16 protein-coding genes are annotated in these 18,538 nt (G+C 67.3%); 9 read left to right on the forward strand and 7 right to left on the reverse strand.

Annotated elements, in window-relative coordinates:
• Positions 1-93: 93 nt before the first annotated feature.
• A complete protein-coding gene (locus CFB41_RS03880) occupies positions 94-897 on the reverse strand; it encodes an EAL domain-containing protein (protein ID WP_089455667.1) in 804 nt (267 codons plus the stop codon).
• Positions 898-1,261: 364 nt separating this feature from the next.
• Here CFB41_RS03880 and CFB41_RS03890 point away from each other — a divergent pair, with 364 nt between their 5' ends.
• From CFB41_RS03890 to fahA, 5 genes are read left to right on the forward strand one after another with little or no spacing between them, the layout of a single operon-like run.
• Positions 1,262-2,923 (forward strand): FAD-dependent oxidoreductase, encoded by a 1,662-nt coding sequence (locus CFB41_RS03890; protein ID WP_089455668.1) that lies wholly within the window; start codon positions 1,262-1,264, stop codon positions 2,921-2,923.
• 28 nt (positions 2,924-2,951) lie between these two features.
• Positions 2,952-3,182, forward strand: a complete 231-nt coding sequence (locus CFB41_RS03895) for a DUF2783 domain-containing protein (protein WP_089455669.1) — start codon at positions 2,952-2,954, stop codon at positions 3,180-3,182.
• Positions 3,179-4,540, forward strand: a complete 1,362-nt coding sequence (locus tag CFB41_RS03900; protein ID WP_089455670.1) for an MFS transporter — start codon at positions 3,179-3,181, stop codon at positions 4,538-4,540. The genes CFB41_RS03895 and CFB41_RS03900 overlap by 4 nt, the downstream gene beginning before the upstream one ends.
• 15 nt (positions 4,541-4,555) lie before the next feature.
• Positions 4,556-5,890, forward strand: coding sequence for a homogentisate 1,2-dioxygenase (gene hmgA / locus CFB41_RS03905; RefSeq protein ID WP_089439328.1), 1,335 nt, complete (start codon positions 4,556-4,558; stop codon positions 5,888-5,890).
• The gene (gene fahA / locus CFB41_RS03910) at positions 5,887-7,191 is read left to right on the forward strand and encodes a fumarylacetoacetase (RefSeq protein ID WP_089455671.1); all 1,305 of its coding nucleotides are present in this window, start codon (positions 5,887-5,889) and stop codon (positions 7,189-7,191) included. The genes hmgA and fahA overlap by 4 nt, the downstream gene beginning before the upstream one ends.
• 189 nt (positions 7,192-7,380) lie before the next feature.
• On the opposite strand, the gene CFB41_RS03915 is transcribed toward fahA, so the two are convergent.
• From CFB41_RS03915 to CFB41_RS03935, 5 genes are all read right to left on the reverse strand, one after another.
• On the reverse strand, positions 7,381-8,541 hold the full coding sequence (locus tag CFB41_RS03915; RefSeq protein WP_089455672.1) for an MFS transporter: 1,161 nt from the start codon (positions 8,539-8,541) through the stop codon (positions 7,381-7,383).
• Positions 8,542-8,634: 93 nt separating this feature from the next.
• Positions 8,635-9,804, reverse strand: coding sequence for an MFS transporter (locus CFB41_RS03920; protein WP_089455673.1), 1,170 nt, complete (start codon positions 9,802-9,804; stop codon positions 8,635-8,637).
• A gap of 234 nt (positions 9,805-10,038) precedes the next feature.
• Positions 10,039-10,803 (reverse strand): 5,6-dimethylbenzimidazole synthase, encoded by a 765-nt coding sequence (gene bluB, locus CFB41_RS03925; protein ID WP_089455674.1) that lies wholly within the window; start codon positions 10,801-10,803, stop codon positions 10,039-10,041.
• Positions 10,804-10,983: 180 nt separating this feature from the next.
• Positions 10,984-11,982 (reverse strand): 2-hydroxyacid dehydrogenase, encoded by a 999-nt coding sequence (locus CFB41_RS03930; RefSeq protein ID WP_011351100.1) that lies wholly within the window; start codon positions 11,980-11,982, stop codon positions 10,984-10,986.
• 30 nt (positions 11,983-12,012) lie between these two features.
• The gene (locus CFB41_RS03935) at positions 12,013-12,996 is read right to left on the reverse strand and encodes a LysR family transcriptional regulator (protein ID WP_089455675.1); all 984 of its coding nucleotides are present in this window, start codon (positions 12,994-12,996) and stop codon (positions 12,013-12,015) included.
• Between the two features lie 753 nt (positions 12,997-13,749).
• Between CFB41_RS03935 and CFB41_RS03940 the strand changes: the two genes are divergently transcribed.
• Positions 13,750-14,961 (forward strand): alanine--glyoxylate aminotransferase family protein, encoded by a 1,212-nt coding sequence (locus CFB41_RS03940; protein WP_039361540.1) that lies wholly within the window; start codon positions 13,750-13,752, stop codon positions 14,959-14,961.
• A gap of 29 nt (positions 14,962-14,990) precedes the next feature.
• On the opposite strand, the gene CFB41_RS03945 is transcribed toward CFB41_RS03940, so the two are convergent.
• Positions 14,991-15,926: a helix-turn-helix domain-containing protein gene (locus CFB41_RS03945; RefSeq protein ID WP_089439334.1), complete on the reverse strand. Its 936-nt coding sequence runs from the start codon at positions 15,924-15,926 to the stop codon at positions 14,991-14,993.
• Positions 15,927-16,061: 135 nt separating this feature from the next.
• Here CFB41_RS03945 and CFB41_RS03950 point away from each other — a divergent pair, with 135 nt between their 5' ends.
• The 3 genes from CFB41_RS03950 (at position 16,062) to CFB41_RS03960 (ending at position 18,534) form a co-directional block, all read left to right on the forward strand.
• Entirely contained in the window at positions 16,062-16,952 is an 891-nt protein-coding gene (locus CFB41_RS03950; RefSeq protein ID WP_089455676.1) for a DMT family transporter, read from the forward strand.
• A 366-nt stretch (positions 16,953-17,318) separates the two neighbouring features.
• Positions 17,319-17,978, forward strand: a complete 660-nt coding sequence (locus CFB41_RS03955; protein WP_089455677.1) for a PAAR domain-containing protein — start codon at positions 17,319-17,321, stop codon at positions 17,976-17,978.
• Positions 17,979-17,988: 10 nt separating this feature from the next.
• Positions 17,989-18,534, forward strand: a complete 546-nt coding sequence (locus CFB41_RS03960; protein ID WP_089455348.1) for a hypothetical protein — start codon at positions 17,989-17,991, stop codon at positions 18,532-18,534.
• Positions 18,535-18,538: the final 4 nt, after the last annotated feature.

Below are 18,538 nucleotides of genomic sequence, written 5' to 3' on the forward strand. Positions count from 1 at the left end.
CAAGCCAGACGGCCCGACTCCCCCGTTACATCACCTGCATTCAACTGTCGGCACGCGACGCCCCGCGTGGGCGAACCCCTCATCCACCGTGGCTCAGGCCGTCACGACCTTCGCGAACACGGGCCCCTGCATGAACCGCACGTCGTACTGGCGCAGCAGCTCGCACTGCGTTTCGTCGACGACGCCGTCGAAGATCAGCGGAATCCGCACGCGCTGCGCATACGCGACGAGCGCCTTGACCATCCCGTCGCGCAACGCGATGCCCGCATCCATCTTGATGTAGTCCGGGCGCGCCATCTCCGATTCGACCGCGAGGATGCGGCCCGGGTCCGGCAGCTTGTCCGCGACCTTGAAGCCGTGATGCTGATAGCTGCGCGTCAGGTAGCCGAGGAAGGTCTTGTGCGCGACCGCGACCGCCGGCAGCTCGATCACGATCCGCTCGTTCGGCAGCCCGAAGCGCTGCAGCACCGACGAGAAATGCTTGCCGTGGTCGTACTTCACGCTTTTCAGCAGCCGTTCGTGCACGCGCAGGAACAGCAGCCCGTGGCGCTGTGCGCCAAAGAAATTGATGGCATGCAGCGCGCGCGACAGGCGGTCGATCGCGACGAGCGTCTGGTCGTCGACGGCCGAGTCGACCGGATCGTGCGGCGCACCCGTGACGACCGTCACGGCCTGGAAGCCGAGCTCGTCGCCGTAGCGCTCGATCGCGTCGGCGAACGACGTCGATTGCGGTGCACCGGGCATCGTCACGTCGTAGATCGGTTCGTAGGCGCTGCCGAGCGTGCGCTCCGGCAGGTTCGCGCTTGCGGTGCCGCCATCGGCGAGCGCGAGGTGATCCCGCAGATACGGCAGTTGCCCGGCACGGGCGACCAGCTCGGGAATGGTGGGCGGAATCATCGGCGTAAGAAGGAAAAACGGCGGCCGAACGGGCCGCCTCGTAGCTTGATATTAGCAGTGCCGGCCAAGCTCGGCTTGGCGTTTCGCTCATATGGTTATCCCGTCCTCGACGCTTCGCCTAGGGTTTACGTTGATTTCACTATTCGTAATTGGTTTTACTATTCGTAAATCGAGGATTTGTCGCCGATCAAGAAATGCGGCAGGCGGGCGCCGCGAAACGGCGCCGTTCACGAATCAACAGGAAGCAAGGAGCGAGACGTGGCGGTTGACAGGAATGGCACGCGGGAGAGCGGCGCGGCGCGCCGGCAGGCGACGGGCGGGATGACGGGCGTGCCGGCCCGCGCCCGGCAGGGTTGAGGAGCGGATGGCGACCATGAGCATCGATTACCAGACGCTGAAGTTCGAATACCGCCCGCGTGCGCAGGACACGACCGTGCACCCGGTGATCGTCGTCGGCGCGGGCCCGGTGGGCCTTGCGGCCGCGATCGACCTCGCGCAGCAGGGCGTGAGCGTCGTGCTGCTCGACGACGACGACACGCTGTCGACCGGCTCGCGCGCGATCTGCTTCGCGAAGCGCACGCTCGAGATCTTCGACCGGCTCGGCTGCGGCGAGCGCTTCGTCGACAAGGGCGTGAGCTGGCACGTCGGCAAGGTGTTCCTGCAGGACGAGCAGCTTTACGCATTCGACCTGCTGCCCGAGGAAGGGCATGCGCGCCCCGCGTTCATCAACCTGCAGCAGTACTACGTCGAAGGCTACCTGGCCGACCGTGCGTTCGAGCTGCCGAACATCGACATCCGCTGGAAGCACAAGGTCACGGGCATCGACCAGTCGGCCGAACACGCGGTGCTGACGATCGAAACGCCGGAAGGCGTCGCGACGCTGCGCGCGCAGTACGTGATCGCGGCCGACGGCTCGCGCAGCCCGATGCGCACGATGATGGGCCTCGAAAGCCACGGCCGCACGTTCAAGGACCGTTTCCTGATCGCCGACGTGAAGATGAAGGCGGAGTTTCCGACCGAGCGCTGGTTCTGGTTCGACCCGCCGTTTCACCCGAATCAGTCGGTGCTGCTGCATCGACAGCCCGACAACGTGTGGCGCATCGACTTCCAGCTCGGCTGGGATGCCGACCCCGTCGCCGAGAAGCAGCCGGAGCGCGTGATCCCGCGCGTGCGCGCGCTGCTCGGGCCGGACGTCGAGTTCGAGCTCGAATGGGTGAGCGTCTATACGTTCCGCTGCCAGCGGATGGAATCGTTCCGGCACGGCCGCGTGCTGTTCGCGGGCGATTCCGCGCACGGCGTGTCGCCGTTCGGCGCGCGCGGCGCGAACAGCGGCGTGCAGGATGCCGACAACCTCGCGTGGAAGCTGAAGCTCGTGCTCGATGGCCGCTCGGCCGACAGCCTGCTCGATACGTATGCGAGCGAGCGTGAATTCGCGGCCGACGAGAACATCCGTAACTCGACGCGCTCGACCGACTTCATCACGCCGAAGAGCCCAGTGTCGCGCGTGTTCCGCGATGCGACGCTGAAGCTTGCACGCGACTGCGAATTCGCGCGCAAGCTCGTGAACAGCGGCCGCCTGTCGGTGCCGGCGGTGCTCGCCGATTCGCCGCTGAACACGCCGGACCGCAACGGCGACGCCTTCACGGGCGCAATGCGGCCGGGCGCGGCGGCGGCCGATGCGCCGGTGCGTACGCAGGGCGCGGCGGGCTGGCTGCTGCAGCATCTGGGCGGCGGCTTCACCGGTGTGCTGTTCGGGTTGCCGGGCGATGCGCCTGCGCTCGCGCAGGCGCTCGACGGCCTCGCGCTGCCGGTGCGGCCCGTGCTCGTCGTGCCGGCCGGGCACGCGCAGCCGGTCGCGGGTGTCGTCGTCGTGGAGGACGCCGACGGCCTCGCCGCGCAACGCTACGACGCGACGCCCGGCACGTTCTACCTGCTGCGTCCCGACCAGCACGTGTGCGCGCGGTCGCGCACGCTCGACCGTCAGGCGCTGGCCGACGCACTGGCGCGCGCGACCTGCGCACGCTGAAAACGATAAAGACACCGGAGACTCCGTCATGCCCCCACTCGACACCCGCCCGCGCCTGGCCGATCCGGACGCGTTCTACGAAGCGCTGATCGACATGCATCGCGACCTGTCCGACGCCGACAGCCAGCTCGTCAACGCGAAGCTGATCCTGCTGCTCGCGAACCAGATCGGCGACGCCGACGTGCTGCGCGAAGCAATGGCGCTCGCGCGCCAGGGCGTGACGCCGCCCGCGCATCCGGCCGCCGAGGTGGCGCGATGAGCGCGGCGCCGGCCGACGCGCGCGTGCTCGAAGTCGAGCGCGTGATCGACGACACCCATCGCCCGGGCTTCCACTGGATGCTGCTCGTGTTGTGCGGGCTGTGCCTAGTGATCGACGGTTTCGATGCGCAGGCGATGGGCTACGTCGCACCGAGCGTGATCGCCGAATGGGGCGTGCCGAAGCAGGCGCTGGGGCCCGTGTTCAGCGCGAGCCTGTTCGGGATGCTGCTCGGCGCGCTCGGGCTGTCGGTGCTGGCCGACCGGATCGGGCGGCGCCCGGTGCTGATCGGCTCGACGCTGTTCTTCGCGGTGACGATGCTCGCGACGCCATTCGCAGGTTCGATCCCGGTGCTGATGGCGCTGCGCTTCGTCACGGGCCTCGGCCTCGGCTGCATCATGCCGAACGCGATGGCGCTGGTCGGCGAGTTCAGCCCGGCCCCGCATCGCGTGAAGCGGATGATGATCGTGTCGTGCGGCTTCACGCTCGGCGCGGCGATCGGCGGCTTCATCAGCGCCGCGTTGATTCCGGCGCTCGGCTGGCGGTCGGTATTCTTCGTCGGCGGCGCGGTGCCGCTCGTGCTGACGATCGCGATGGTCGCGCGGCTGCCGGAGTCGCTGCAGTTCCTGGTGCTGAAAGGGCGCGTCGCGCAGGCACGCGAGTGGCTCGCGCATTTCGCGCCGCAGGCCGGCATCGATGCGAACACGCGGCTCGTCGTGCGCGAGCGCGCCGCGACCGGTGCGCCGGTCGCCGAACTGTTCAGCCACGGCCGCCTGCCGGTCACGCTGCTGCTGTGGGCGATCAGCTTCATGAACCTGATCGATCTGTACTTCCTGTCGAACTGGCTGCCGACCGTGATGCGCGATGCGGGCTATTCGCCGGGCACGGCGGTGATCGTCGGTACGGTGCTGCAGACGGGCGGCGTGATCGGCACGCTGTCGCTCGGCTGGTTCATCGAACGCTACGGCTTCGTGCGCGTGCTGTTCGCCTGCTTCGCGTGCGCGGCCGTGTCGGTGGGACTGATCGGCTCGGTCGCGCATGCGCTGCCGTGGCTGCTGGTGGTGGTGTTCGCGGGCGGGTTCTGCGTGGTCGGCGGGCAGCCGGCCGTGAACGCGCTCGCGGGCCAGTATTACCCGACGTCGCTGCGCTCGACGGGCATCGGCTGGAGCCTCGGCATCGGCCGGATCGGCTCGGTGCTCGGGCCGCTCGTCGGCGGACAACTGATTGCGCTCAACTGGTCGAACGGTGCGCTGTTCCATGCGGCCGCGGTGCCCGTGCTGTGCTCGGCGCTGTTCGTCCTGGGGCTTGCCGGTGTGACGCGGCGAAGCGGTGCGCAGGCGCCGAACGCCGCGATGAATTGAGGGAGAAAGGAAACGATGACGCTTGACCTGTCGAAACCGGCAACCGCCGGCTACCAGAGCGGTTTCGCGAACGAATTCGCGACCGAGGCATTGCCCGGCGCGTTGCCGCACGGCCGCAACTCGCCGCAGCGCGCGCCGTACGGGTTGTACGCGGAGCAGCTGTCGGGCACGGCGTTCACCGCGCCGCGCGGCCACAACCGCCGCTCGTGGCTGTACCGCATCCGCCCGGCGGCCGTGCACCGGCCGTTCGAGCCGTACGCGGGGCCGCAGCGGCTCGTGTCGGAGTTCGGCGATTCGGCCGACGTGCCGCCGACACCGCCGAACCAGCTGCGCTGGGATCCGCTGCCGATGCCGGCCGAGCCGACCGATTTCGTCGACGGCCTCGTGACGATGGCCGGCAACGGTTCGGCCGCCGCGATGAACGGCTGCGCGATCCACCTGTACGCGGCGAACCGCTCGATGCAGGACCGCTTCTTCTACAGCGCGGACGGCGAACTGCTGATCGTGCCGCAGCAGGGGCGCCTGTTCATCGCGACCGAATTCGGCCGCGTCGACGTCGAGCCGTTCGAGATCGCGGTGATCCCGCGCGGCGTGCGTTTTGCCGTCACGCTGCCGGACGGCGATGCGCGCGGCTACATCTGCGAGAACTTCGGCGCGCAACTGCGCCTGCCGGATCTCGGCCCGATCGGCTCGAACGGTCTCGCGAACCCGCGCGACTTCCTGACGCCGCAAGCCGCGTATGAAGACCGCGAGGGCGCGTTCGAGCTGATCGCGAAGCTGAACGGCCGGCTGTGGCGCGCGGACATCGGCCATTCGCCGCTCGACGTCGTCGCGTGGCACGGCAACTACGCGCCCTACAAGTACGACCTGCGCCTGTTCAACACGATCGGCTCGATCAGCTACGACCATCCCGATCCGTCGATCTTCCTGGTGCTGCAGTCGCAGAGCGACACGCCGGGCGTCGACACGATCGACTTCGTGATCTTCCCGCCGCGCTGGCTCGCGGCCGAGGATACGTTCCGCCCGCCCTGGTTCCACCGCAACGTCGCGAGCGAATTCATGGGGCTCGTACACGGCGCTTATGACGCGAAGGCCGAAGGCTTCGTGCCGGGCGGCGCGAGCCTGCACAACTGCATGTCGGGCCACGGGCCCGACGCGGACACGTTCGAGAAGGCATCGGCGAGCGACACGACGAAGCCGCACAAGGTCGACGCGACGATGGCGTTCATGTTCGAAACCCGCACGCTGATCCGGCCGACGCGCTACGCGCTCGACACCGCGCAGCTGCAGGCCGACTACTTCGAATGCTGGCAAGGCATCAAGAAACACTTCAACCCGGAGCAACGATGAGCGATACCCAAGACTGGCGCGCGACGCTCGACCCGGCCCGCAAGAGCTGGGTCGAGACGGCGAACGACGCCGCCTGCGATTTCCCGATCCAGAACCTGCCGTTCGGGATCTTCAGCGATGCGAAGCAAGCGTCGCGCCGTGCAGGCGTGGCGCTCGGCGACCAGATCGTCGATCTCGCTGCGCTCGCGCGCGCGGGCCTCGTGACGCTGCCGGCCGGTGCCGATGTGTTCGCGGCACCGACGCTCAATGCATTCATCGCGCTCGGCCGTGACGCATGGCGTAGCGTGCGCGTGCAGCTGTCCGATCTGTTTTCGCGCGACAACGCGCGGTTGCGCGACGATACGGCGCTGCGCGCACAGGTGCTCGTCGCGCAGCGCGACGCGACGCTGCATCTGCCGGTCGACATTCCCGGCTATACCGATTTCTATTCGTCGAAGGAGCACGCGACCAACGTCGGTTCGATGTTCCGTGATCCGAAGAATGCGCTGCTGCCGAACTGGTCGGAGATGCCGATCGGCTACAACGGCCGAGCGTCGTCGGTGGTCGTGAGCGGCACGCCGGTGCGGCGCCCGAACGGGCAACTGAAGTTGCCCGACCAGGAGCGCCCGGTATTCGGTGCGTGCCGCAAGCTCGACATCGAACTGGAGACGGGTTTCATCGTCGGGAAGGGCAATGCGCTCGGCGAGCCGATCGCGTGCGAGGACGCGGAAGCGCATATCTTCGGGATGGTGCTGCTGAACGACTGGAGCGCGCGCGACATCCAGCAGTGGGAATACGTGCCGCTCGGGCCGTTCAATTCGAAGGGCTTCGCGACGACGATCTCGCCATGGATCGTCACGCTCGACGCGCTCGAACCATTCCGTGTCGCGCAGCCGGAGCAGTCGCCGCAGCCGCTCGCGTATCTGCGGCACGCGGGCAAGCATGGGTTCGACATCGCGCTGGAAGTGACGCTGCGCGCGGAAGGGGCGGCCGAAGCCACGTCGATCTGTCGCACGAACTTCAAGCACATGTACTGGACGATGGCGCAGCAGCTCGCGCATCACACGGTCGCGGGCTGCAACACGCGCGTGGGTGACCTGATGGGTTCGGGCACGATCAGCGGGCCGACGAAGGATTCGTTCGGCAGCCTGCTCGAACTGACGTGGAACGGCAAGGAGCCGGTCGCGCTGAACGGTGGCGGCAGCCGCACGTTCATCGAGGACGGCGACGAGCTGACGCTCGCCGGCTGGTGCCAGGGCGACGGTTATCGGGTCGGCTTCGGCACGTGTGCGGGGAAGATTTTGCCGGCGCGCAGCGCGTGACGGATCGCAGCGCGAAACGTTATGCGTAGGTCACGTGTGGATCGCGCGTAGTCCGGAAGGACAGGGCGGCCCGCATTGCGCGGGCCGTTTTCGTTTACCGCGGGAGGGACGCGAGCGGGCTGACGCGTATCGGTGCATGATGCTGCGCGCCAACGCCAACGCCAACGCCAACGCCAACGCCAATCTGCATCAGACCGCGCGCTGCAGCGCGACGCGGCGCTCCCACAGCGCGGCCGCGACGAACGCCGCGACGCAGACGACCAGCACGCCGACCAGCGCGTGGCTGCCCAGTTGTTCCATCAGCGCGCCGGCGACCAACGGGCCGCCGAAGCTCGCGGCGCTCCACGACGCCGACACCAGCGAGCTCGCGGTGACGAGCGCCGCACCGCGGAAGCGTTCGCCGCACGCGACGAGCGACAGCGTGTAGATGCTGCCGGCCGCCGCGCCGAGCACGAACAGCAACGGCCAGCACAGCCACGGATTGGCGATCACGAACGGCAGCAGCGGCAGGCCGGCGAGCACGATCCAGCCTGCGCCGAGGTGCACGCGTTCGCGGCCGAGCTTGTCCGCGAGCCAGCCGATCGGGAACTGCATCGCGGTATCGCCGAACAGCATGATCGACGCGAGCAGCACGGCGGTGGCGCTCGCGACGCCGTGATCCATCGCGTAGAGCGGCAGCAGCGACAGCGCGAGCGTATCGAACAGCGCGAAGAAGCCGGTGCCGATGATCAACGCTGGCATGCGCGGCAGGATGTCGAGCCAGCGGCCGTGCGCTTCGTGATGCGCGTCGTCGCCGGCGAGCGGCGCGCGCCGGATCGTCGCGAGCGTCGGCAGCGCGAGCAGGAACAGCGCGCCGCACAGCGCGAAGCGGATGCTCGTCGCACCGGCGATCTGGCTTACGAGCACGGGGCCCGCCATCTGGAACAGCGTGAAATTGGTCGCGTAGATCGCGACGACGCGGCCGCGCGTCGAATCGTCGGCGAGCTGGTTGACCCACGCCTCGCCGATCGTGAACAGCAGCATCAGCGCGGCGCCGCACAGCACGCGCAGCGCGCCCCACAGGATCAGGTTCGACGTGAACTGCATCAGCGCGGTGGCCGCCGCGAGCAACACGACCGACACGACGATCGCGCGGCGCGAGCCGATGTGCCGTGCAAGCGCGGTGACGAACGGGACGATCGCGAGGCCGCCGAGCGCCTGCGCGGCCGTCAACATGCCGACGACGTTGGTGCCGTGTCCGGCTTCGGTCAGCGCGAGCGCGGTGAGCGGCAGCGTGGCGCCGGTGCCGAGACCGACGACCGCGACGCTCAGGATGAGTGCGAGGAAATCGCGATTAAGAATGGCTTTCATCGGCGGGGATGCTACACCGCGGATCTTGAAAGGTCCATGAAGGCCATCAGCTTTGAGTGGAGTTGTGCCCGCAACGATTTCAGCAGGGTTGCGTCACACGTACTCGGTCGGCACGGCCACCGGCCGACGTTCGAGCGACGCCGACCACAGCGTGAGCGCGAGCGCCGCGACGGCCATCGCGACGCCGACCCACGGCAGGTTCACGAGCGACACGCCGGAGCCGATCGCCATCCCGCCGAGCCATGCGCCGGTCGCGTTGCCGAGGTTGAACGCACCCTGGTTCAGCGTCGACGCGAGGTTCGGCGCGTCGCTGGCGCGGTCGACGATCAGGATCTGCAGCGGCGGCACGATCGCGAACGCGAGGATGCCCCACAGGAAGATCGTCGCGAGCGCCGCGAACGGCAGGTGCATCGTGCCCGCGAACAGCGCGAGGACCACGCCGATCAGCGCGAGCGTCGCGATCAGCGACGGCATCCGGCGCCAGTCGGCGAGCTTGCCGCCGAGCGTGCCGCCCACCGTCAGCCCGAGGCCGAACAACAGCAGCACGTAGGTGACCTGGCGCGGCGAGAAGCCCGTCACATCCTCGAGGATCGGCGTGATGTACGTGAACACGCTGAAGAGGCTGGCCGACGCGAGCACGCTGATGCCGAGCACCATCAGCACCTGTGGATGCTTCAGCACGCTGAATTCGCGCGTGATGCTGGTGTCGGGCATCGCAAGGTTCTTCGGCAGGCAGACAGCCAGCGCGGCGGCCGCGGCGATGCCGATGCCGGTGACGGCCCAGAACGTCGCGCGCCAGCCGTATGCCTGGCCGAGCGCGGTGCCGAGCGGCACGCCGAGCACGTTCGCGAGCGTCAGGCCGGTGAACATCAGCGCGATCGCCTGCGCGCGACGGTTCGGCGCGACGAGGTTGCTCGCGACCACCGAGCCGATCCCGAAGAACGCGCCGTGGCAGAACGCCGTGACGACGCGCGCGGCCATCAGCACCGCATAGCCCGGGGCGATCGCGCAGAACAGGTTGCCCGCGATGAACAGCCCGATCAGGCCCATCAGCGCGCGCTTGCGTGGCATCTTCGCGGTGACGATCGCGAGGATCGGCGCACCGATCGTCACGCCGAGCGCATAGCCCGACACGAGCATGCCGGCGGCCGGGATCGACACGCCGAGATCGCGCGCGACATTGGGCAGCAGCCCCATGATCACGAACTCGGTGGTACCGATTCCAAATGCGGCTACGGCGAGGGCGAAAAGAGGTAAGGGCATCGCGGTGGGCTCGGGAAAAGCCGCCGCTCGGGCGGGCGCAGGATGCGCGGGGCGGGCGGACGGTAAGGCGAACGACAGCCGCGATTCTACTTCAGTGAAAACCCCTATGCTTGGGGCCAAAACGGTTGTTGCCGGCGTGCGACGGGATTGCCCGCGTGGCGCTCACAGTGTGGGATTCGGCGGGGTTGGCGGCGGTGAAATTGCGGGGACGGAACGATGGCCGCGGCGGACTCGTCAGGCGAGGCGTTCGGGGAATCCGCCGACGCTCGTGGTCGAAGCGCTTGCGGAGCCGGCCCCAGTTTCCGTTGCCGCGTCCGCTACGTCGGCGGGCGACGAAGGCGACCCTGCGGCAGCGATCGCGGCCGGATCGTCCCAGCCGTTCTCGAACAGGCACGCTTCGATCGGCATCCGCGCGGCCCAACGCTCCTGCTCGAGCATCGGCTTCGCATAGAACGCGTCGACGTGCCCGACGCACAGCACGGCGATCGGCTTCGCGCCGTCGGGCATGCGCAGCAGCGTGCGCAGCGCATCGACGTCGAACAGCGATACCCAGCCCATCCCGAGCCCTTCGGCGCGGGCCGCGAGCCACATGTTCTGGATCGCGCAAGCCGCGGACGCGAGATCCATCTCCGGCAGCGTGCGACGGCCGAACACGTGGCGCTCGCGACCGTCGGCGAGCGCGACGACCAGCAGCTCGCCGCATTCGCGTACGCCTTCGACCTTGAGCCGCATGAATTCGTCCTGGCGCTCGCCGAGTGCGTCGGCGGTTGCGCAGCGCTCGGCCTCGACCAGTGCGTGGATCGCGGTGCGCAGCGCCGGATCGGTGATGCGGATGAAGCGCCACGGCTGCATGAAGCCGACGCTCGGTGCGTGATGCGCCGCGCGCAGCAGGCGCGCGAGCACGGCGGGATCGACGGGTGCCGGCGTGAAATGGCGCATGTCGCGCCGTTCGAAAATGGCGCGGTAGACGGCGGCGATGTCGGAGTCGTCGAAACGCATGGACGGGAGGAGGCGGGATAACGTCGGCGCAACGATAGCAGACGGCGCACGCGCCGCGTTACATCATTTGAAACAAAACACGAAATTGTTGACGCAAAAGGTCGTGTTTTCAGCGGCGATCAAAAGCAAACGATTGCGGTATCGCTTGCCGCCATGAAATGAGCCGGATTCGTCGATTTCTCAGCGATTCGCGGTCACGACGTTCTGCGGCGTGCCGGCATGCCATGCCTCGATGTTCAACAGCGTGGTGTGCGCGATCTCGGCGAGCGCCTCGCGCGTGAAGAATGCCTGGTGGGACGTGACAATCACGTTCGGGAACGTCAGCAGCCGCGCGAGCACGTCGTCCTGCAGCGGCAGGTCGGAGTGATCCTCGAAGAAGAGCCCGCTTTCCTCTTCGTACACGTCGAGCCCGAGATGGCCGAGCTGGCCGCTCTTGAGTGCGTCGACCAGTGCCTGCGCGTCGACGAGGCCGCCGCGCCCGGTGTTGATCAGCATCGCGCCGTGCTTCATCCGCGCGAGCGTCCGTTCGTTGATCAGATGGTGCGTCGACGGCAGCAACGGGCAGTGCAGGCTGACGATGTCGGCGTGGTGCAGCAATTCGTCGAGCGCGACATAGCGCGCGCCGAACGCGATCAGCTCGTCGTTGTACGGCGGCACCGAATGCGCGAGCACATGCATCCCGAAGCCCATCATGATCTTCGCGAACACGCTGCCGATGATGCCGGTGCCGATCACGCCGACGGTCTTGCCGTGCAGGTCGAAGCCGAGCAGGCCGTTCAGCGAGAAGTCGCCCTCGCGGGTGCGCGCGACGGCGCGCGGCAGGCGGCGGTTGAGGGCGAGGATCAGCGCGACCGCGTGCTCGGCAACCGCGTGCGGTGAATAGGCAGGCACGCGCACGACCGTGATGCCGAGCCGCTCGGCGGCCGCCAGGTCGACATGGTTGAAGCCCGCCGAGCGCAGCGCGATCAGGCGCGTGCCGCCGTCCGCCAGCCGTTCGAGGACGGCAGCGTCGACGGTGTCGTTGACGAACGGGCAGACGACGTCGTAGCCATGCGCAAGGATCGCGGTTTCCGCGTCGAGGTGCGACGGCTGGAAGTGCAGCCGATAGCCGAACTGCCGGTTGGCGGCAGCAAACGAATCGTCGTCGTACTGCCGGCTGCTGAACAGGATCACGCGCACGCTGCACCTCCGAAGGCTGACGCGCGCAGTTTACTGCAGCCCTGTGAGGATGTCGGAGCGGTCGGGCCCGCGCGACGGCCGCAGGAAGCCGTAATCGGTGTGTTCGCGGGCCGGCTGCGCGCTGAAGTGATCGAGCGCGTGCTCGACGAAGCTGCGCGTGCGGGCCGGCACGTACTGGCGGTTCGGGTAGACGAGCGACAACTGCGTGTCGGGATCGTCGATCCGGTAGCCGGCCATGAGCCGCACGAGCGCGCCGCTGGCGAGCGCGCTGGCGACGCACGGCTCGGGCAGCACCGCGATGCCCGCGCCGGCCACGGCGGCCGCGTGGACGAGCGCGAGCTGGTTGACCGTGCAGGCCGGACGCACCGTGACGGAATGCGCGACGCCGTCGTGGCCGAACAGTTGCCACGCGGGCGCATGCTGGTGCGGCGCGAGCGTGACCCAGTCGTGGCCCGGCAGGTCGTCGGGCAGCCGCGGCTCGCCGCGTCGCTCGAGATAGGCCGGCGCCGCGACCGCAACGAACGGATTCGGTGAGAGGGCGTGGCCGATCAGCGTCGGGTTGCCGTCGAGCCGGTTGCCCGTGACGATGCCGACGTCGTACCCGGAATCGAGCACGTCGAGCGGCCCCTCTGCGACGGTCAGCTGCACGCGCAACTCGGGGTAGCGGCGCCGGAAGCTGCTGACGAGCGGCGTCAGCGCAAGCGGCGACAGCAGGCCCGACGCGACGACGCGCAGCGTGCCGGCCGGTTCGCGCACGGCATGCGCGACGGACGACTCGAGGTGATCGAATTCCTCGAGCAGCGCCCGGCAGCCGTCGAGGTAGCGTACGCCGGCCTCGGTGAGCGACAGGTTCCGCGTTGTGCGGTGGATCAGCCGGGTGTTCAGGTGGCCCTCGAGCATCGCGATCGAACGCGTGACGAGTGCATTGGACACGCCGAGATGGTGCGCCGCGCGCCGGAAGCTCTGTTGCTCGGCGACGCAGACGAATACACGCATGGTCTGAATCTGGTTCATGGCTTGCGTATTTTTGGCCCGGTTGATTGATTATGGTTGTGGTTTTGCGCTGCGCGACCTCGAAAGCGCCTCGCGCGGCCCTCGGTTTTCCATCGTATCGAAAAATCGTTTTCTTCGATTCCGCAGACGATTGTTCAATACCGCGCGATATCCGTCAACCTGAGAAAAGCGGCGGGTTGCGGAAAATCGAAATCGGGAGTAACGCGTTAAACGTCGTGCTGTCTGGTATGCCTGCCGTTCAAAGGTGGTGCGATATTGGGCACGCATGTTGGGTGTGAATATTGTCTATTTAATTCAACGAGTTGAGAGATATTTTTGTGAGTTTGTTCAGGTGTTGATGGGAGGCGCGCCCCAATTCATGCTGCACTAGTGGATGTTTTCGATGGTGCGAGGGTTTTGCGTATCGGATTCCGCGCGATGATTTTCATCACGGATCGGGTCTATTTCAATCGATACGGAAGTCGCACTGAAGCGGAGAAATCGACGGGGCACGGTGTTATTGGCGAAGAAAATCGTGCGCTTGATGCACGCGTGGAACCGTTTCACACCGTTGCCGGCAATCCTTTTTCAATCCGGATGACTGGCATGCGACCCGCGCACGGCCGGCTGGCCCGGTTCGGCGACCGGGCCACCATCGCGCTGTCCGGCCGCGCGTGCCTCTTGCGCGAGGCGGCGGAACGCGGAATGATCGATCAGTTCGCCCCGCAGCGCGGCGGGCGTCCGTGCACTTCCTTTCCTCACCTTTTACCAGCCATGTCCATCGATTACTCGCCGATTCCCTGTCCCGTCGTCGTGCCGCTCGACGCGATCCTGCCCGAAGAACCGCTGCTGATGATGGGGGCCGGCCCGGTCCCGATTCCGGCCGCCGTCGCGAAGGCGAACACGGTCGTGATCAACCACCTCGGCGCGACGATGGCGAAGATCATCGAGCAGGTGAAGGAAATGGCGCGCTACGTGTTCCAGACCCGCACGAAGTGGGTGCTCGGCGTCGCGGGCCCCGGTTCGGCCGCGATGGAAATGGCGATCTCGAACCTCGCGTGGCGCGGCACGCGCGTGCTGTCGATCCGCAACGGCTTCTTCAGCGCGCGGATGGCCGAGATGGCCACGCGCGTCGGCGCCGACGTCGCGACGCTCGAAGTGGCCGACCGCGCGGTCGCCAGCCTCGACGAGATCGCGGACGCAATCGCGCGCGAGCGGCCCGAGATCGTCACGATCGTGCAGGGCGAGACGTCGAATACCGTATGGAACCGCGACCTGCGCGACATCGCGGCGCTCGCGAAGGCGGCCGGCGCGCTGGTCGTGGTCGACGCGGTGTGCACGCTGTCGACGATGCCGCTCGAGATGGACGCGTGGGGCATCGACGCGGTGATCACCGGCGGCCAGAAGGGGTTGTCGTCGATCCCGGGCGTGTCGCTGATCGCGTTCTCCGACGCCGCATGGGAGCGGATGAAGACTCGCCCCGAGCCGAACGCGCACTGGTGTCTCGACATGGCGCTCGCGGAGAACTTCTGGCACAACGCCGGCTATCACTACACGGCGCCCGTGTCCGGCGTGCTCGCGCTGCACGAGGCGCTGCGGCTCGTCTGCGCGGAGACGCTCGAAAGCCGCTTCGCGCGCCACCTGCGCTGCTCGCTCGCGCTGCAGGCGGGCGTCGAGTCGATGGGGCTCAAGCTCTACGCGCCGAAGGACTGCCGGCTCAATTCAGTGGTCGGGATCGAGACGCCGGAAGGGCTCACGCCCGGAATGGTCTGCGGCCATATCTCGAAGCAGTACCAGGTCGAGATCTCGGGCTCGTTCGGCTTGCCGATCGTACGGATCGGGCAGATGGGCGAGCAGTGCCGCGAACACAACCTGTTCCGCACGCTGCATGCGTTCGGCCGCACGATGGTCGACCTGAAGGTGCCGGTCGACCTGCCGGCCGGTGTCGCGGCGCTCGAACAGGAACTGTCGCGGCGCGGCGCGTAGGCGGGGAAACGGGAAAAAGGGGCCCGCGCTCAGCGGCCCTGCATCGCGCGCCGGTACGTATTCGGCGTCGTGCCGTGTGCGTCGCGAAAGCGATGGCTGAAGTGGCCGGCGTTCGCATAGCCGCAGTCGGCCGCGATCTGCGCGAGCGGCAGCGCCGTCGTGCGCAGCAGCTCGCGTGCCCGCGCGAGCCGTTGTTCGGCCACCCACGCGTGCGGCGCGCGGCCGAACGACAGCCGGAACATCCGCGAGAAGTGGTACTCGGACAGTGCGGCGACATCGGCGAGTTCGCCGAGCGTCAGCGGTTGCGTCAGGTACGTGTCGATGTAGTCGCGCACGCGGCGGCGCACGGCCGGTGCGAGCCCGCCGCGGAACGACGTGTCGGTGCGGGTCGTGCTCTGCCCGCGCAGCAGCAGGCTCAGCACCTCGTGCGCGGTCTCGTTCACGCGCAGCCGTTCGTCGGCATCGTCCCAGCCGTCCAGCGCGAGCGAGCGCAGCAGCGCGGCGACGCGCGCATCCTCGAAATAAGTGCGGTCGGCGAGCTTCAGCTCGCGAGGCTCGCGGTCGAGTTCGCGGATCGCGCGCTGCGTGAAGTGCTCGGGCAGGAAATACAGGTGGATGAAGTGCATCTCGCCGCGCACCCACCAGCGCGATTCATGGTCGCCCGGCAGCGCGCACAGCAGGCTCGGCGCGCCGTAGCGCGGCACGCGCTGGCGTTCGGTCCGGTAACCGCCGTCGAGGTAGCACGACAGCGTGTGGTGGCCCGGCTGCTCGTAGACCGTCTCGCTTTCGTCGGTGATCCGCGTCCATTCGGCGATCGCCAGGTGATCGCCGAGCCACGCGAAGCGCTCGAGCGTCGCGTTCGCGTCCGCGAGCGTGCGGCAGACCGACTGCAGGCCGAACGGCAGATCGCCGCCAGCCAGGGCGGTGGGGTGGTCGACGGGGGGCGCGGAAAGGGAGAGGCTCATGATGGCCCGAGTATAAGCGGGCGCGCGGCGCCGCGTGCGGCGGCCCGAAAAAGACCGCAATTCCGGACAATCGGCGCGCGCCGGGCGGCGGCATAGTCGGGATCCGTTTCACCTGCTTTCTGGATCGTTGTCGCCATGAACCTGTCGCTTTATTTCGTCACCGTGCTGATCTGGGGCACCACCTGGATCGCGATCAAATGGCAGCTCGGCGCCGTGCCGCCGCCCGTGTCGATCGCCTGGCGCTTCTGGCTCGCGGCCGCCGTGCTGTTCGCGTTGTTGCGCGTGATGCGCCGGCCGGTGCGCCCGCCGCGCGAAGCGTGGCGCTTTCTCCTCGCGCAGGGCTTTGCACTGTTCTGCCTGAATTTCCTGTGCTTCTACTATGCGGAGCAGGTCGTGCCGAGCGGCCTCGTCGCGGTGATCTTCTCGACCGCGCCGCTGCTGAACTCGATCAACGGCCGGCTGTTCATGGGCCGTCCGCTGCGGCCATCGGCGATCGCCGGTGCGCTGCTCGGGCTGGCGGGCATCGCGTGCCTGTTCTGGCAGCAGATGGCCGGCCATCTCGACGACCACGCGACCTGGATGGGGCTCGCCATCGCGTTCGCGGGCACGATGTGTTTCTCGATCGGCAACCTGCTGTCGAGCCGGATGCAGTCGATGGGGCTGCACCCGCTCGCGACCAACGGCTGGGCGATGCTGATCGGCGCGGCGATCCTGACCGTCGGCAGCATGGTGGCCGGGATGCCGTTCACGCTCGACACGAGCCCGCGTTATCTCGGCGCGCTCGTCTACCTGGCCGTGCCCGGTTCGGTGATCGGCTTTACCGCTTATCTGACCCTCGTCGGCCGGATCGGGCCGGAGCGCGCCGCGTACTGCACGGTGCTGTTCCCGATCGTCGCGCTGGCCGTGTCGACGGTATTTGAGGGCTACCAGTGGTCGCCGCTCGCGGTGGTCGGGCTGCTGCTGGTGGTGGCCGGCAACCTGGTCGCGTTCGACCTGACGCGGCGGTTGTTTTTGCGGGCGGCGTGATCGGCGTGCCGGGTATCGCGACGCGCAAGAGCGCGGTTATCCGACGTTCTATCCGGAGGACGACCCTCCGATGGGGAGGTGTTCCCTCATGTGCGAATGACTGGTTTTCGACTTGAGACCGAATCACCGGCAAGCGCACCCGGGCGGGATGAACAAGTTGGCTGCCGGATGGAAAGCAACCCCGAAGAAATTAGGCTATCGCACCGATCCACCGGCGTATTCCCGCGCTAGGTCGATTCAAACGGTAAAACAGAACAATTCACATCTGTCATGGGTGCCGAATCATATTCGTCCGATTGATCGACGTTTCTTATCTGGAATAGCGTCTCTAGGCAGCCATTCCATTTACTGAGACAGGGAAGCCGGATGAAAAACGAACCCAAAGGACCGACCCATCTTTTCGCCACCGTTGGCGCACTCACGGAACGCGGTGGACGTGTCACCACCGCAACCAGCGGCCTGACATTGGCCGGATTGGAAGTCGCCTGCGTCGGCGATGTAGTGACCTACGACGACGGTAGCGAGGCCGCGATTATCGACGGCGCGGGAGACAACCATAGCGGAGGCAAGCCATTCGCGTTAGTGGGCAGCCGGTTGAGCAACGGCGACCGCATTACCGAAACGCTGCGCACTTCGTGGGGCATTCACCTGCGGGAGGGGCAAAGCGTTGCGGGCCTGTTCGATCCCACCTATGTGCCGCCACCCGCACCGCCTGCCTATAGACTGGCGGTACGTGGCGCGACAACAGCGCGCGGCGGTGCATTACGCGAGCCGTCCGGCACATGGGAAGTAGCGCAGCACTTGGGCAAAGCTGCCACGGTGGGCGACCTGATCCGCTATCCCGACGGCTCAACCGCGCGCGTGACGACCGGTCTGGGTTTGGCCGACCGGGCCGACTTCGCGCCGCTCGCCTTCGTTGGCAGCGAACTCGATAACGGCGACACGATCACCGATAGTCCCGAGCGACAAGGCGTGGCGTCGTCCGCTGTTTTTGGCATCGTCACCCGCTCGGCCATGCCCCGCTGAGGTAGCGCTCATGATCCGCTACTTTCTTGCCAAAGGCGACCGCGCCGGGGAAGCGGTCATTGTTGAAGGCCTCGACCGCGTGACCTGTTCCAATCCGCCGCCGACGGTTCATATCGCCACACTCGATATGAAGACCTACTGCTCGGCCTGCAAGCGCGAAGGATACATCGCACCGCAAGGGCCGCGTTGGCCAGGCACCGGCCCGAACGGCAAACAGTGGGCATTGAGCGGGGATATCAATGTCTGCGGATGCAACCCACCGCCGATCTTCTACGCTGAGCGCGGCATGCGGATGACTTTTACTGCGGGCGAAATTTCGACGCTGGATGGGCGCAAACCTGGTGCAGCCCATCTGCCGTTTGCCTTATCGGATGCCGTACATGACGAGCAATTTACCTTGCTCGATGATGCACACCGCCCGCTCGCCAACGTTCGCTATCGAATCATCACCGACACCGGGCAGATCTTCGCAGGCATCACGGACGCGGCCGGGCAAACAGATCGAATTGCCACCGACGCCGCAGCATCTCTGAAAATCTATACAAAGGGGCCTTGACGCA

The sequence above is a fragment of the Burkholderia sp. AU33803 genome (assembly GCF_002223095.1).
Classification (GTDB): Bacteria; Pseudomonadota; Gammaproteobacteria; order Burkholderiales; family Burkholderiaceae; genus Burkholderia.